This is a genomic window from Mesorhizobium sp. M0106 (assembly GCF_040322715.1).
Classification (GTDB): domain Bacteria; phylum Pseudomonadota; class Alphaproteobacteria; order Rhizobiales; family Rhizobiaceae; genus Mesorhizobium.
This window is the reverse complement of the sequence record NZ_JAMYUA010000001.1, coordinates 220,362-235,109: the sequence shown is the minus strand read 5'-3', so window position 1 is coordinate 235,109 and position 14,748 is coordinate 220,362. Positions and strand designations below refer to the sequence as shown.

Genomic DNA, 14,748 nt, shown 5'->3' with positions numbered 1-14,748 from the left:
CTTCCCTTAATATAGGGCTTTTGTCCGGCGACACCATGGCCGCCGCTGATTTGAAGCGGATTGGAAGGGGCATTTCCGCTTCGGATGCTGGTCCCGTCAATCGACTTCGCGCAGCCGGTATCCGACGCCGGTCTCGGTCGTGATATAGCGGGGCTGGTCGGGCGTCTTCTCAATCTTTAGCCTGAGTTGCCGGACATAGACTCTGAGATATTGAACGTCGGTGGAATCGCCCCAGACCTGCTTCAGCAGGAACTGGTGGGTGAGAACCTTGCCGGCGTGCTGCACCAAGGTGCGAAGAATGTCGTATTCCTTCGGCGAGAGCTTTATCTCCTTGTCCTCGACCTTGACGATGCGCTTCACCAGATCGACGGAGAGGTCGCCGGTCTGGAACACCGGTCTCTCACCCTGCTGCTGGAACTTGTGGCGAAGCGCGACGCGGATGCGTGCGACAAGCTCGTTCATACCGAATGGCTTGGTGACATAATCGTCGGCGCCGAGTTCGAGGGCCGAGACGATGCCGGCCTCGTCGGTTCGGCTGGAAAGAATAACCACGGGAATGTCCAGGCCATCATCCCGCCATTTGCGGAGCAACTCATGCCCGCTCATGCCGGGCAGGCCGAGATCGAGCAGCACAAGGTCCGGCTTTTCCGTCGCGATGAGTTCAATCGCCGCCCTGGCGTTCGGCGCCTCGCTGATCGCATAGCCTTGGCTGCCAAGCCCGACGCGAAGCAGTTTCCGGATCGGCGGTTCGTCGTCCACCACCAATATCCTGACGTCCAGGCTCGTCATGCCAGATCGTCCATATTTTGATGGCCCGTCTCGGGTTCGCCGAGATTGGGCAGTTCCGCCGGCACCAGTTGCATCCTGATGGTGAAAACCGCCCCCGAGCGGTCGGACCTGTTTGCCGCCAAGAGCGTCCCGCCCATCGCTTCGATGAAGCCGCGGCAAATCGACAGGCCGAGCCCCGTGCCGGCACGCACCTGGTCACCCTTGCGCACACGGTAGAAAGTGTCGAAAACGCGCTCTAGATCCGCTGGCGGAATGCCTGGTCCCTCATCCATGATCTGCAGGATGACGAAGCCGTTGTCGGCCCAGGCTTGCAGGCGGATCGTCGAACCTGGCGGCGCGTATTTTGCAGCATTGTCGAGGAGGTTGAACAGCACCTGTTCGAACAGAACGGGGTCGACCCGCAACATCGGCAGATCCGATGGAATGTCGATCTCGGTCTTATGCTCGCCGACGATTTTGCGGGCCCGATACAGAGCTGAACCGACAATGTCGCCGAGATAGTGAAACGCATAGTTCGGCTCCATCGTGCCGGATTCGATCTTGGTCATATCGAGCAGATTGGCGATGAAGCGGTTAAGCCTCTCCGCTTCATCGAGCACGGTCGACAGCAGTTCCGCCCGGTCCTGCTCGGGAAGCGCGGCCTCGAAGTCCCTGAGTGTTCCGGCCGCGCCCATGATGGCGGCAAGCGGCGTTTTCAAATCGTGGGAAATGGAGGTGAGCAAGGCTGAGCGCAGACGGTCTGCCTCGGCCGCAAGCTTGGCCCGGTCAACATCGGCGACGAGCTGGATGCGCTCGATGGCGACCGCCGCCTGGTCGGCGAGCGCATCGAGCAGACGCTGCTGCTCGGGTGTCAGCAGCGGACCTTGCTTGTCGTTGTCGAGGCCGACAACGCCTACCGCCGTGCGTCCGGTCCGCAAGGGCAGATAGAGGCGCTTTGCTCCGGGCAGCGTGTCGGCGCCGCGCCCGGCGGCGCGGTTATGCTCCCAGGCCCAGCGGGCTGCTGCGATGTCGGCCTCGGCCAGCGTGTCGTCGGGTGGGTAGCCGGCTTTGACCGCAATTGTGCCGTTCTCCGGCAGAAGCAGCACCACGCGCAGCTTCAGCATCGAGGCGATCTGGAAGGCAGTCGCCCAGAGAACGTCATCAAGCGTCCCAGCGCCGGCGAGCTTCTTTGAGAAGAGATAAATATCTTCCGTGGCGCGTGCCCGCGAGCGCGCAGCGACCGCCTGACGCTGCACGCGCGCTGTTAGATTGCTGGCAATGACCGCAACAACCAGGAAGACAGCCAGCGCAACGATGCTCTCCGGATCCTCGATCGTCAGCGTGTAGCGTGGTTCCAGGAAGAAATAGTTGAAGGCAATGGCGCTGATGAGGCAGGCATACAAAGCCGGCCAGAGACCGCCGGTCACCGCCGACGTCAGGACCCCAATGAGAAAGATGATCGCCAGATTGCGGACGTCGAGAAACTGGTCGAGAAGGACGGCGAAGGCGAGCGAGCCAACAACATAGGCCGTGGCCATGAGATAGGGCCAGATCTCGAACTGCCACTGCTCGTCCGCCGTCTTGACGGTCCTCGACGTCGCCTCGGCGTTGCGTTCGCTTCCCGAAATGACATGGACGCTGATGTCGCCGGCATTGCGGATGAGATCGTAAGTGAGCGAGCCTTCGATCAATTCCCGCCAGCGCGATCGGGTCGGCCTGCCGATCACGATATGGGTGAAGTTGTTCGCCGTCGCATGCCGAACGATGTCTTGCGCGACGTTCTGACCCGGAATGGTCGTCACCTCGGCACCGAGCTGCTCGGCAAGGCGCAGCTGCGTCGCCAGCCGATCCTTGTCCTCCTCGGGCATGGCAGCTGAACGAGGGGTATCGACATGAAGCGCCGTCCAAGGGGCGCGGAGCCGGTCGGCCAACCTCCGCGCATAACGTACACGGGCCGCCCCGCCCGGACGCGCATCGACGCAGACGAGAACCCTTTCCCCCGCCGCCCAAGGCCCGGGTATCGCGTGGGCCTGCATGTGGGTCAGCAACTGCTCGTCGACCCGCTGGGCAGTGCGGCGGAGCGCCAATTCCCGGAGCGCCGTCAGATTGCCCGGCGAGAAATAGTTCTCGATGGCGCGCTGGGCGGTGCTGGGGATGTAGACCTTGCCTTCCTCAAGCCGCTTGATCAGATCGTCGGGGGTGAGGTCGATGATCTCGATGTCGTCGGCCTGGTCGATTATGGAGTCGGGGACAGTTTCCCGCACCCTGACGCGGGTGATCTGCGCCACGACATCGTTCAGGCTCTCGACGTGCTGGATATTCAGCGTCGTGTAGACATCGATGCCGTGCGTCAGGATTTCCTGGACGTCGAGATAGCGCTTGGGGTGACGGCTGCCGGCGACGTTGGTGTGGGCGAGTTCGTCGACCAGAACTAGCGCCGGGTGCCGGGCGAGGATGGCGTCGAGATTCATCTCCTCAAGGATCCGCCCCTTGTAATCGATCTCAAGGCGAGGAATGACCTCGTAGCCTTCGACGAGCGTCTGGGTTTCCTTGCGGCCGTGCGTCTCGACGATGCCGATCACCACGTCGACCCCGTCGGCCAGCCTGGCGCGGCCCGACATCAGCATCTCGTAGGTCTTGCCGACACCGGGGGCGGCGCCGAGAAATATCCTCAGGCGACCGCGCTCCTCCCGCTCGGCATGCTCGAGCAGCGCGTCGGGAGAGGGCCTGGTTTCGGCGGTGCGGCTGTCGTCTGGCATAAGGGTCAATCATGAACGGCGCCGGCTTCGGTGTCGATCCCGGCGCCGGTCCTTCACTGTTTCATCGCATCGTCCAGCGCAAGGTTGAGGGCCAGCACATTGACCACCGCCTCGCCGATGAACCCCAATTCGCGATCTTCGACATGGCTGTCGACAAGCGATTTGATCCTGGATTCATCGACGCCCCTGGCCTTGGCCACCCTGGCAACCTGAAAATAGGCCGCATCTGGGCTGATATGCGGATCGAGGCCGCTGCCGGACGTGGTGACCAGATTCATCGGTACCGGCTGGCTCGGGTTTTCGACTCTCAGCTTTTCGGCGTCGCTCTTGATCCTGTCGATGAGCTTCGGGTTGGTCGGGCCGAGATTCGAGCCGCCCGAGGCGGCGGCATTGTAGCCGTCGCCGGCAGCCGACGGGCGGCCATGGAAGTAGCGGTCGCTTTCGAAAGCCTGGCCGATCAGCTCGGAACCGACGAGCTTGCCGTCCTTCTCGATCAGGCTGCCATTGGCCTGGCGCGAAAACAGCGCCTGGGCAATGCCGGTCATGCCGATCGGATAGACCAAACCCGTCAGAATGGTGAAGAAGGCGATCATGACGATCGCGGGCCTGATTTGATTGAGCATCGACGTGGTTCCTTAGGCGAGACCGAGAGCGGTGATGGCCATGTCGATCATCTTGATGCCGACGAAGGGCACTACGACGCCGCCAAGGCCATAGACAATGAGATTGCGGCTGAGCAGCGCACCGGCGCCGACCGCGCGGTATTTGACGCCCCTCAGCGACAGCGGGATCAGCGCAATGATGATCAGCGCGTTGAAGATGATGGCCGAGAGGATAGCGCTCTGCGGCGTCGCCAGATGCATGACATTGAGCGCTTGCAGCGGCCCGGCGGTCTGGCCCGGGGCGATGTAGAAGACGGCGAATATTGCCGGGATGATGGCAAAATACTTGGCCACGTCGTTGGCGATGGAGAAGGTGGTCAGCGAGCCACGCGTCATCAGCAGCGCCTTGCCGATTTCGACGATCTCGATCAGCTTGGTCGGATCGCTGTCGAGATCGACCATGTTGCCGGCCTCGCGTGCCGCGACCGTGCCGGTGTTCATGGCAACGCCGACATCGGCCTGCGCAAGGGCCGGCGCATCGTTGGTGCCATCGCCGCACATCGCGACCAGTTTGCCTTTGGCCTGCTCGTCGCGGATCAGCTTCAACTTGTCCTCGGGCGTCGCCTGGGCAAGGAAGTCGTCGACGCCGGCTTCCGCCGCGATCGCCGCCGCGGTCATCGGATTATCGCCGGTGATCATCACCGTGCGGATGCCCATGCGGCGCAATTCGGCAAAGCGTTCTGCGATGCCGCCCTTGACGATGTCCTTCAGATGGACGACGCCGAGCAGGCGCCCGTCGCGCTCGACCGCGAGTGGAGTGCCACCCGATTTGGCGATCTCGTCGGCGATCGCCTGAAGGTCGCGGACGGTGTCGCTGCCGGGGCGCGTACTGCCTGTGGCAACGGTCGAGAGGTTGACGTGGGCAAGTACCGCATCGACTGCGCCCTTGCGGACCGAGGAGCCTTCCAGATCGACACCGCTCATGCGGGTTTGCGCGGTGAAGGGCACGAAAGTCGCGTGCAGGCTTGCCATGTCGCGGGCGCGGATAGCGTATTTTTCCTTCGCCAGGACGACGATCGAGCGGCCTTCCGGCGTTTCGTCGGCAAGCGAGGCAAGCTGAGCCGCGTCGGCCAGTTCCTGTTCGGTGACGCCCTTGACCGGTCGAAATGCCGTCGCCTGACGGTTGCCCAGCGTGATGGTTCCGGTCTTGTCGAGCAGCAGCGTGTCGACATCGCCGGCCGCCTCGACGGCGCGGCCCGACATGGCGAGCACGTTGAAGCGCACCAGGCGGTCCATGCCGGCAATGCCGATAGCCGACAGCAGGGCGCCAATTGTGGTCGGGATCAGGGTAACGAACAGGGCGACCAGCACGGTCACCGAGATACAGCCGCCCGAATACGAGGCGAAGCTCGGGATCGTCGCCGTCGCCAGCACGAAGATCAGCGTCATGCCGACGAGCAGGATGTTGAGCGCGATCTCGTTGGGTGTCTTCTGGCGCTCGGCGCCCTCGACCAGCGAGATCATGCGGTCGAGGAACGTATGACCGGCAGCCGCAGTGATGCGCACGCGGATCCAGTCGGACAAGACCTGCGTGCCGCCGGTCACCGCCGAACGATCGCCTCCGGATTCGCGGATGACCGGTGCGGATTCGCCGGTGATGGCCGCCTCGTTGACCGACGCCACGCCTTCGACCACCTCGCCGTCCGAGGGGATGATGTCGCCGGCTTCGACAAGCACGATGTCGCCGACCTTCAGGCTGGTGCCGGGCACCAGTTTGAACTTGCTGCGGTCGCCACCGTTCAACAGCTTGGCCTGCGTCTCGGTTCGCGCCCGACGCAGCGAGTCAGCTTGCGCCTTGCCGCGGCCTTCGGCCACCGCTTCGGCGAAATTGGCGAAGAGCACGGTGAACCACAGCCAGATGATGATCTGCAGCATGAAGCCAAGATCGCCGCCGCTGGTAACGAGATCCTTGACGAACAGCACGGTGGTGAGCGCCGAGACGACGGCGACGACAAACATCACCGGGTTTCGCATCAAGGTGCGCGGGTTCAGTTTTCTGAAGGAACCGCCGATAGCGGGCCACAGAATGCGGGTATCCATGATGCTCACGGATTTCGACGGGCTCATTTGGTAGCTCCAGTGTCGATGTTGTTGACCGGTCGATCGTGTGCCGAACGAAGGTGCGGCGGCCCGTAAGCCAGCAGCCAGATCATGATCAAGGCTGCCGCAATAGCGAGGAATGTGGACAGCGTCGGGAAAGGAGGGGGCGTTTTCTCCCCCTCCGGCTCGGGGCGATGCCGGACCTTTCGAGGTATGATGTTGAACCAGGGCATCGCCGTTTCAGAATGTCTGACCGTGAATCATCGCCAGGTGCTCGACGATCGGTCCGACCGCCAGGGCCGGGAAGAAGGTCAGGCCGCCGACGATCAGGATGACACCGGCCAGCAGCCCGACGAACAGCGGACCGTCGGTCGGGAAGGTGCCGGCGGAGGCAGGGACGGTCTTCTTCGCAACCAGCGAGCCAGCAATCGCCAACGCCGGAATAATGACCAGGAACCGGCCCATCAGCATGCCGATGCCGAGCGTTACGTTGTACCAGGGCGTGTTGCCGCTGAGGCCGCCAAAGGCGGAGCCATTGTTCGCCGCGGCCGAGGTGTAGGCATAGAGAATCTCGGAGAAGCCGTGCGGGCCGGCATTGGCGATGGAAGCAACGCCGGTCGGCAGCACCACCGCGACAGCGGTGAAGATCAGCATTGCAAGCGGCAGGCAGAGCACGGCCAGCATAGCCATCTTGACCTCCTTGGCCTCGATCTTCTTGCCGAGATATTCGGGCGTGCGTCCGACCATCAGCCCGGCGACGAAAACGGCAATGACGATGAACATCAGGATACCGTAGAAGCCGGCGCCGACGCCGCCGACAATGACCTCGCCGAGCTGCATGTTGATGATGGGGATCATGCCGCCGAGTGCGGTGAAGCTGTCATGCATGGCGTTGACCGCGCCGCAGGATGCGGCCGTGGTGATGACGGCAAACAGTGCCGACAGGGCGATGCCGAAGCGGCTCTCCTTGCCCTCCATGTTGCCGCCGTCGACGCCCAGCGCATGGACGAGCGGATTGCCGGCGGCTTCCGCCCAGTAGCAGACGGCAACGCCGGCGATGAACAGTACGCCCATAGCCGACAGAATTGCCCAGCCCTGGCGCTGGTTGCCTACCATGCGGCCGAAGACATTGGTCAACGCCGCGCCGAGGGCGAAGATCGTCACCATCTGGATCAGGTTGGAGATTGCATCGGGATTTTCGAAGGGATGCGCTGCATTGGCGTTGAAGAAACCGCCGCCATTGGTGCCGAGCATCTTGATGGCAACCTGGGAAGCGACCGGCCCGACCGCGATAGTCTGTTGCGCGCCTTCGAGCGTCGTCGCGTTGACGTAGGCAGCGAGCGTCTGCGGCATGCCGAGATAGACATAGACCAGAGTCAACACGATGCAAAAGGGCAAAAGCAGGTAGAGCGTGCCGCGGGTCATATCGACCCAGAAATTGCCGATCGATTTGCCTGAGGCTCTAGCAAAGCCGCGGATCAATGCGACCGCAATGGCGACGCCAGTCGCCGTCGACAGAAAATTCTGCACGGTCAAGCCGGCCATCTGCACGAGATAGGACATCGTGCTTTCGCCGCCGTAGTTCTGCCAGTTGGTGTTGGTCATGAAGCTGGCGGCGGTGTTGAAGGCCAGCCCAGGTTCGACGGCGGTCATGCCGGCCGGATTGTAAGGCAGGCCGCCTTGCAGCCGTTGCAGCGAATAGAGCACCAGGAAGCCGGCCAGGTTAAAGAACAGCAGGGCCGCCGCATAGGAAGTCCAGTGCTGCTCCTCGCGCTCGCTGGTCCCTGATATGCGGTAGAGCCCGCGCTCGAGCGGGGCCAGAATTGACGACAGGAATGTGCGCTCGCCGCTGAAAACGCGATGCATGTAGCCGCCGAGCGGCTTGGCCAGCAAAACGACGATCCCGCAATAGACGAGGATCTGCAGCCATCCGTTGATTGTCATGGGGTTGGCTCCTTGCCAGTGGAGATCAGAAGCGTTCCGGGCGAACGAGGGCGTATGTCAGGTAGGCGAGAAGAAACAAGGTCACGGCGCCGCCGAGGATATAGTCGAATAGCATGTTACGATCCCCTAAACTTACAGCTTGTCGCAGGCTTTGATGTAGCCGAAGCATAGAGCAAAGAACGCGATTCCAATCGCGACAACAACTATGTCCACCGCGCATTTTCCTTATGTTGTGTTCGTTCTTTTCAACTTGGACAAAACTGCCAAAACCCGTCGCCGCATCATATCGGCGGCTGGATACACCGCTCCTGTGAATATGGATCAAAGTGCCATAAAGGTTCGAGACGGGACGCGGAGCAAAGAAATCAAAATCCCATAAGGATTTCGCCGCCTCGGCGCTGGCCACAGCTTCAGGGGGGAGGTGCGCACCGGCGCGCGAAGCTGCCGGGGCTCAGTCCGCGCGGGTGTAGATCACCGCGTAATCGTCCGCATAGGCCCGCTTCCAGCCCAGTTGGTCGAAGAACGGAATGCGGCTGTCGTCGGCGGTCAACAATGCCCAGCCTATCGTATATTTGTCGAGTTGGGCTTTCAGGATCGGCTTGCCCCGGCTGTGCCCAGTCTGCTCATCCGTTTCCGTAAAGCCATTCAGGAAGAGCTGATCCGCGCGGCCGTCAATAAACGTCCTGATGCCATGAAAAATCAGCGTACCGCCGAAATCGTAGGAGTTCAGCAGATTGCCCGACAGATTATGGGTTTGGGCGAAGGCCAGTGCGTCCCTCGCCGAGGTCTTCTGGCTCGGCGCGACCGGATAGGTCGTGAAGGCGGCAGCCGCCAAAACCAGCAAAACGGCAAGTCCAGCGCAAATCCTGGAAAATTTCCGTGCGAAAAATTGTTCAAGTCCGTCGCGCTTTTCCGCCGCCCATTTCTCGGCTGAAAGCACTGGATATTGTTGCGCGACCTCGACGGTAAGGACCACCGGCACGAGAAGAAAGAACAGGTACATGAACCGTATGTGGGTGAGATAGACGTGCAACGTGAAGACAAGGAACAGCGCCTTGGCCCAGCCAATGCGCAATCTCGACACGACCAGCCCGAAAAACGCCACCAGCAGGATCACCTCCTGGAGGGTATGCCGCGAGGCGTCGAATGGCTGCCACTCCGCAATGTAAGGCACCGCCTCATTGCCATAGGCCACGGTGAATGTGGCGAGTATTGCCTTGACGCCATAGGGGTTGAGCAGGCTGACCAGCGGGCAAAGCAGCCCGAAAGCAATCCACTTGGCCAGCAGCCGGGGGTTCGATAAGCGCGTGCGCATAAGCAGATCGAGGCCGGCGAAGGCGGCGATGACGAAACCGAAGGTGAAGGTGGCGTGGAGATTGGCCCACACGCAAAGCAGCGCCAGCAGCCATAAAGGCGGCGCTTTCCCGTCGCGTGCGGCCTGGAAAAGACCGGCGGTCCAGACGACGATAATGGGCAAGGTAAAGATGTGCGGTCGGGCGACATAGATTGGCCCGATCACGAGCGCGAGCACCAGCGTCAGTCCTATCGCCAGCGTCGGCTTCAACCACGCGCTGAGATACCACGACGTCAAGAAGGCCGTCAGCGCGATTACCGCAGTCGCCAGCAGCACCACGCCGTTCCAACCGCCGGCTTCATAGGCAATTGCAAGGAGAACCTGGCTAAGCCATTCCTTGGCGATCCATGGCTGGCCGGCAAAAGTGTAGGAGTAAATGTCGATGGTCGGGAATGTGCGGCTTGCCAGCATATCAATGCCGACCTTAATGTGCCACCAGCTATCGGGATCCTGCAGGAGGGAGGTGGCAAAGGCGAGGAGCGCCGCCGCCATCACAACCGCGGCCAACAGGCAAAACACCAGCCTCACATGCTGCATGTCATCTATCGACGGCCTCGCCTCACCAGACATCCCGCGCATATGGCATCCCTGAGCCGCGACAGCGGAAGGCATAGGCCGAATTTGTTAGAAAACCGATAAGCCGCAGGATTGCGGCCCCTATGCCGCGCGTCCAACCGGCTGGGCGCGTTCAGCAGCGATTGTCAAGTTGCGGGTGACGCACAAAGACCTTCGGCGGCTCAGCCCTCGGCCTTGAAGTTCTTGGCTTCCTTCTCGACCTTCGGGCTGTCCTTGCCGTGCTTGCGCATCAGATCCTTCGCCTGCTTCGGCGAAACGTCGGTGGTTTCAGCCAGGTGCAGAGCCTTCTTTTCGTCCGCATCGCGCGTCTTGCGGTCGGCCATTGCGGTTTTCTTGTCAGCCATTACAACGCTCTTATGCTCTCGGCGATTTCGTTCAGCACCTTGCGGTCGGTGCCGTGGCGCTTGATCAGCGTACGGGCCTGATCCGGGGTAATGCCCGCTTCCTCGGCGAAATGATGTACCTCATAATCTTCGCCGCCCGCCACTCGTGAGCGGTCGCGACTATCGGTCTTGGTTTTGTCGTCGGCCATGGCAGCTCTCCTCATCTCGACGAGAGCATAACGGGCAAGATTTCAGCGAGTTCCTTCGAGCGTGTCGCCCAATTGCCTGCCCTCGGGCATGACCCGGTATGCGCGGCGATTTTGCTCAAAACAAGGGCTTGGTGTCAGGCCGGCCTTCGCGCACAAAAAGGCTGGCCTCTTTGGCGGCGCTGCCAACCGCCCGCCACTGCTCCTGGGAGCAGCCTGGTATTCGTTCCGGATTGCTAATGGGAGCGATGGTCGAACACGACACCCATGGTCCTACCAACGGCCGTCATGACGATAAGCTCGACCAGATCGTCGTCACTGTTGCCGCAGGTCGGAGCCGTCCTGCGAACGATGTCCAGCATCGCCCTCGTCGATATGGTGTCGCCGGCACCGAACCGTGAAAGCGCAGATGAAACAAGCTCTTGGGCCGTCAAGTCGGCGACCGTCACCCGCTGCACCACGTTCATTGGCTTCCTCCCACCATGAACCCTCGCCCGGGAGAATGATACGCCGAACGTCGCGTTTCGCCAGCAAAATGGTGGTCCTACCAGCGTGCGGACGGCGACCGAAAATCATCGGTTTTGAGTGAGACAAGCCGGGCGAGGCGGCAGCGCTTTTGTGCCATGCGACTTCGCCATAGACCCAATCCCGGCGGCCGGGATCGGTCTCAATTTTATTTACTGGCAGTCTGATGCTTGGCAGTGGGGTCTGCTCGGTTGCGGCCGAAGCCAGCGCAGCAAGAACCACGGTGCGGGCAGGACCGGGACGGTTCGTCGTTTCACGGAAACGCCGAACCGGTCTGCATTTTTTGCTTGACGCAATTCCCGACGGAAAACCGTTCACACGTTTTCCTGGAATTGCTTGTCTTGTGACTCTAGGCGGCCAGGTCGCTCGGAAGCTTGCCGCCATTCTCGGCCAGCTTTTTCATCAGTGCGTCGTGCAGCCACAGATTCATCGTTACAGTGTCGTTCATATCGCCGGTGTAGTTCAGCTCGTGGGCAAGCTCCTTGCGGGCGCCGAGGCTGCTGTCGATATTCAGAGCCTTCATCAGGTCGACGATCGAATTCTTCCAGTTGAGTTTCTGCCCCTTCGCGGCCACCGCCTTGTCGAGAATGGCAGCGATGTTCGGGGCAGAGAACGGCGCGGCCGGCGCGGTCGAGGCCGGGGTTGCAGCCGGGGCGGATCGGGTAGGCGCCGTCGGCTGGGTGGCCGTGCTCGAAGCAGGCGCGGGAGACGGTTGCGCCGGCGGCGCTTCGGCCGCAACCGCGTTTCCGAAAATCGCACCTTTGATACTGTCGAAAATGCCCATTGCTATCTCCTGTGTGCCTTGACGGTCGGTGAGGCGACCGGTGCCGAATGCCGCATTGAGCGCCCTGGTTGTACGGGACCACGAACATGGCTGAAGGGCAACTCCGAACTGGCCGAAAGGTAAAGGCTTGGTTGCGCTGAAAAATCGGCCGATACGGCAACAGTTCGGGCCGTATACAGCTCGAGAGACCGTCAAGTGCAATGGATGACGGCCGAATTGAGGGCTCTCGGCACGCATCGGGCTAAATTAGAAGTTGCAAATAGATATGCGGATGCCGAGCGATTCCATACCAGTAAAATCAGTGTCGGTGGCTAATGGAGGCATTGGAGCGGTACGAGGAGGGAGACGCTCTTGATGATGAAAATAGAAAGATCGTCTAGGTTTCGTATTCGCATCGTTGAGAGGAGCGAACCATGATCCTAGTTGTCGGAGCTGAGATGAGCGCGCGCGCGGCCGGCAACCGGTTCGGCGTCGTTACGCGCCTGCGTCACGGGCGGACCGGCTGATGGCGCCCGTCAAGGTCGACCCCGCCAAGGTGCGCGAGTTCAGGGATGCCGAAAGCTTCCATGCCTGGCTTGGCGAGCATCACGACAGCGAGGACGAAGTCTGGATCAAGATCCATAAGCTCGATTCGGGGCTGCCGTCGATCACTCCGAAGCAAGCCATCGACGTGGCGTTGTGCTGGGGCTGGATCGATGCGGTGCGCAAGGCCTTGGACGGCAAAAGCTACCTGCAGCGCTACACCCCGCGCGGCAAGAAGAGCACCTGGAGCCAGATCAATGTCGACAATGTCGCTCGGCTGATCGAGGAGGGCCGGATGACCGAGCATGGGCTGAGGCAGGTCGAGGCAGCCAAGGCCGACGGCCGCTGGGCGCGCGCCTACAAGAGCGGCAAGGAGATGAAGATCCCCGACGACCTCCAGGCGGCAATAGACGCCGAGCCCATGGCGAAAGAGATGCTGGCAAAACTCAGCCAGCAAAACCGCTTCGCGCTCGCCTTCCGCATCCACAACATGAAAACCGAAGCCGGACGCAAGAAGAAGATCGCGGCTTTCGTGGAGATGCTGAAGCGCGGCGAGACGATCTATCCGCAACGAAATCGCGATTCTGGATGAGCATTTGGCCGCGCTTGCCTGCTGCGTCGTGTGCTCGCCCTGTCGGCGAGCCCCGAATGCGGCCGGATCGCAGCTCAAGCGCATTCCTGGCGATGTCGCCGACGATTTGTTTTCGACCAGCGTCGCCTGACATTTCGACTCCATTTCTCATTCGTTTAATCGATGTAGGAACAAAGCTCCGTCCCCACAGTCGGCATACGTATATTAGCAGGCGCTTCTATGACGTTTTTTGCCCATTCAGGAGCCGACTGGCACGTGGGCCGTGTTTGATGCGACGGTGGACGTGCCTGCGGACTTCGCTGGCAGTTGCCTTATCGGCTTGCCGCGGGAGCGGGCGGAGTGGCTCGCAGCAAGAGCCAATCGAAATGCTGCAAAAGGCACTTCGATTTGCCGGTTGTCAGTTGCCGGGCCAACACAAGCCGCGGTTCTTAGACTTAGACCGATAGGAGAGACTTCGATGATGCACGAACAGGTAATGGAAGCTGCGTTGGCAGCCAGGAACCAGGAAGTGGATATTTGTGGTGTCTTCGACATCACCAACAAAACCGATGCGCCAATTGGCTCTCGCCGATTGGGCGAGGCTATCCACTTTGTCGCCAATGCACCTATCGTTGGCTATGATGTTCACGCCGCCGTCATCAGATATGGCCCACTCGGAACCCCCAGCCTCAGAGCAACAGATTGCGAACAGCTGTGGGAGAAGTTTGGCGAGGCCCTGCTGCAACACTGACGGGCAGACCTTTGGCGCGTATGGGCACCACCATCGCGCAGGACAGTTCGCTAGCGAGAACGACATCGAAGCCTGGCCGGTGATGTTGCAATTAAATTAGCGTAAGCGCATATTTTTTGCCGGCTGGACTCGCAACCGGCCAGGCCCGGCGACCGGTCGCCAACGGGCTGTCAGGCCGGCAACACATGCTTCCGCAGGCCCGACGGTCCCTTGGCAAGATCGCCGGAACCACAGCATGATGCGGCGGCAAAACGGGTTTGGGAGAAATAGCATGCCTAAAGTTTCGGAGCTCTTTTTCAAGACAGCCATCGTCTTTCTTATTCTGGGAATTGCAGCTGGCCTGCAGATGGCAATTTCAGGCGATCACGGCGCGTTTCCGGCTCACGCGCACATCAACCTGCTGGGGTGGGTCACCAGTGCAATATTCGGCGGCTATTATGCGCTGAATCCGGCGAAGGCTGCCCGCAGGAGCGCCATGATCCACTACGGCGTCTACAATCTCGGCCTGGTCGTGATGCTGCCGGCTCTTTACCTGATGCTGCAGGGAAACCCGGCGCTCGAGCCGATCGTCGCCACCGGCTCAATGATTGTCGCTGTCGCCGTGCTGATCTTTGCCTTCGTGGTTTTCTCCGCCGAAACAGAGCGCTCGGTCTCGGGAATACAAGCGGTCCCGCGCTAGACGGGGCGGCGATGGCGCCGAGTCGGCCAAGCCCGTGCTTCTGGTGAAGCGCGGGCCGATTGGTTGTAGGCTGATCTGAGGTAAGGGTGCGGCGAAGATGAAAGCCGCTCCGTAGCCTTCGCGCCCCCCTCTGCCTGCCCCAAGATACCTGCACCGCAGCGGCAGTAGCCGTCCAGCGTCCCTTTAGGCTGGCGAACCGGTGAGATTTATCTGGCGGAGAGAGCGGCAGCCAGTCGGCTGTTCGTCTGCGGCCAATGACGTCCAATAACGCTTTGAAATCAAGC

The 14,748-nt window shown here is 61.2% G+C and carries 14 protein-coding genes; 3 read left to right on the top strand and 11 right to left on the bottom strand.

All coding sequences use genetic code 11. The features are described 5' to 3' along the window. Nucleotides 1–96: 96 nt before the first annotated feature. The 11 genes from NKJ55_RS01100 to NKJ55_RS01050 all read right to left on the bottom strand — a co-directional run bounded on the left by NKJ55_RS01100 (nt 97) and on the right by NKJ55_RS01050 (nt 11,941). A complete protein-coding gene (locus NKJ55_RS01100; protein WP_352448298.1) occupies nt 97–789 on the bottom strand; it encodes a response regulator transcription factor in 693 nt (230 codons plus the stop codon). Then, on the bottom strand, nt 786–3,527 hold the full coding sequence (locus tag NKJ55_RS01095; RefSeq protein ID WP_352448297.1) for a DUF4118 domain-containing protein: 2,742 nt from the start codon (nt 3,525–3,527) through the stop codon (nt 786–788). The genes NKJ55_RS01100 and NKJ55_RS01095 overlap by 4 nt, the downstream gene beginning before the upstream one ends. A gap of 53 nt (nt 3,528–3,580) precedes the next feature. Next, nucleotides 3,581–4,150: a potassium-transporting ATPase subunit KdpC gene (kdpC, locus tag NKJ55_RS01090; RefSeq protein ID WP_352448296.1), complete on the bottom strand. Its 570-nt coding sequence runs from the start codon at nt 4,148–4,150 to the stop codon at nt 3,581–3,583. A 12-nt stretch (nt 4,151–4,162) separates the two neighbouring features. Then, nucleotides 4,163–6,256: a potassium-transporting ATPase subunit KdpB gene (gene kdpB / locus NKJ55_RS01085; RefSeq protein WP_352448295.1), complete on the bottom strand. Its 2,094-nt coding sequence runs from the start codon at nt 6,254–6,256 to the stop codon at nt 4,163–4,165. Nucleotides 6,257–6,469: 213 nt separating this feature from the next. Beyond that, nucleotides 6,470–8,173 (bottom strand): potassium-transporting ATPase subunit KdpA, encoded by a 1,704-nt coding sequence (gene kdpA, locus NKJ55_RS01080; RefSeq protein ID WP_352448294.1) that lies wholly within the window; start codon nt 8,171–8,173, stop codon nt 6,470–6,472. Between the two features lie 25 nt (nt 8,174–8,198). After that, nucleotides 8,199–8,288 (bottom strand): K(+)-transporting ATPase subunit F, encoded by a 90-nt coding sequence (locus tag NKJ55_RS01075; protein ID WP_023675300.1) that lies wholly within the window; start codon nt 8,286–8,288, stop codon nt 8,199–8,201. 336 nt (nt 8,289–8,624) lie between these two features. Further along, a complete protein-coding gene (locus NKJ55_RS01070) occupies nt 8,625–10,064 on the bottom strand; it encodes a hypothetical protein (RefSeq protein WP_352448293.1) in 1,440 nt (479 codons plus the stop codon). Nucleotides 10,065–10,264: 200 nt separating this feature from the next. Then, complete coding sequence (locus NKJ55_RS01065) at nt 10,265–10,447, bottom strand: hypothetical protein (RefSeq protein ID WP_352448292.1); 183 nt, start codon at nt 10,445–10,447, stop codon at nt 10,265–10,267. Continuing rightward, nucleotides 10,447–10,635 carry a DUF3606 domain-containing protein gene (locus NKJ55_RS01060; protein ID WP_352448291.1) on the bottom strand — a complete coding sequence of 63 codons (189 nt, stop codon included), beginning with the start codon at nt 10,633–10,635 and terminating at the stop codon, nt 10,447–10,449. The genes NKJ55_RS01065 and NKJ55_RS01060 overlap by 1 nt, the downstream gene beginning before the upstream one ends. A gap of 233 nt (nt 10,636–10,868) precedes the next feature. After that, nucleotides 10,869–11,099: a hypothetical protein gene (locus tag NKJ55_RS01055; protein ID WP_352448290.1), complete on the bottom strand. Its 231-nt coding sequence runs from the start codon at nt 11,097–11,099 to the stop codon at nt 10,869–10,871. A gap of 407 nt (nt 11,100–11,506) precedes the next feature. Next, nucleotides 11,507–11,941, bottom strand: coding sequence for a DUF3597 domain-containing protein (locus tag NKJ55_RS01050; protein WP_352448289.1), 435 nt, complete (start codon nt 11,939–11,941; stop codon nt 11,507–11,509). A 505-nt stretch (nt 11,942–12,446) separates the two neighbouring features. Between NKJ55_RS01050 and NKJ55_RS01045 the strand changes: the two genes are divergently transcribed. The 3 genes from NKJ55_RS01045 (at nt 12,447) to NKJ55_RS01035 (ending at nt 14,464) form a co-directional block, all read left to right on the top strand. Beyond that, nucleotides 12,447–13,055: a YdeI/OmpD-associated family protein gene (locus NKJ55_RS01045; protein WP_352448288.1), complete on the top strand. Its 609-nt coding sequence runs from the start codon at nt 12,447–12,449 to the stop codon at nt 13,053–13,055. Nucleotides 13,056–13,512: 457 nt separating this feature from the next. After that, entirely contained in the window at nt 13,513–13,785 is a 273-nt protein-coding gene (locus NKJ55_RS01040) for a hypothetical protein (RefSeq protein WP_352448287.1), read from the top strand. Nucleotides 13,786–14,056: 271 nt separating this feature from the next. Beyond that, a complete protein-coding gene (locus NKJ55_RS01035) occupies nt 14,057–14,464 on the top strand; it encodes a hypothetical protein (protein ID WP_352448423.1) in 408 nt (135 codons plus the stop codon). Nucleotides 14,465–14,748 lie beyond the last annotated feature (284 nt).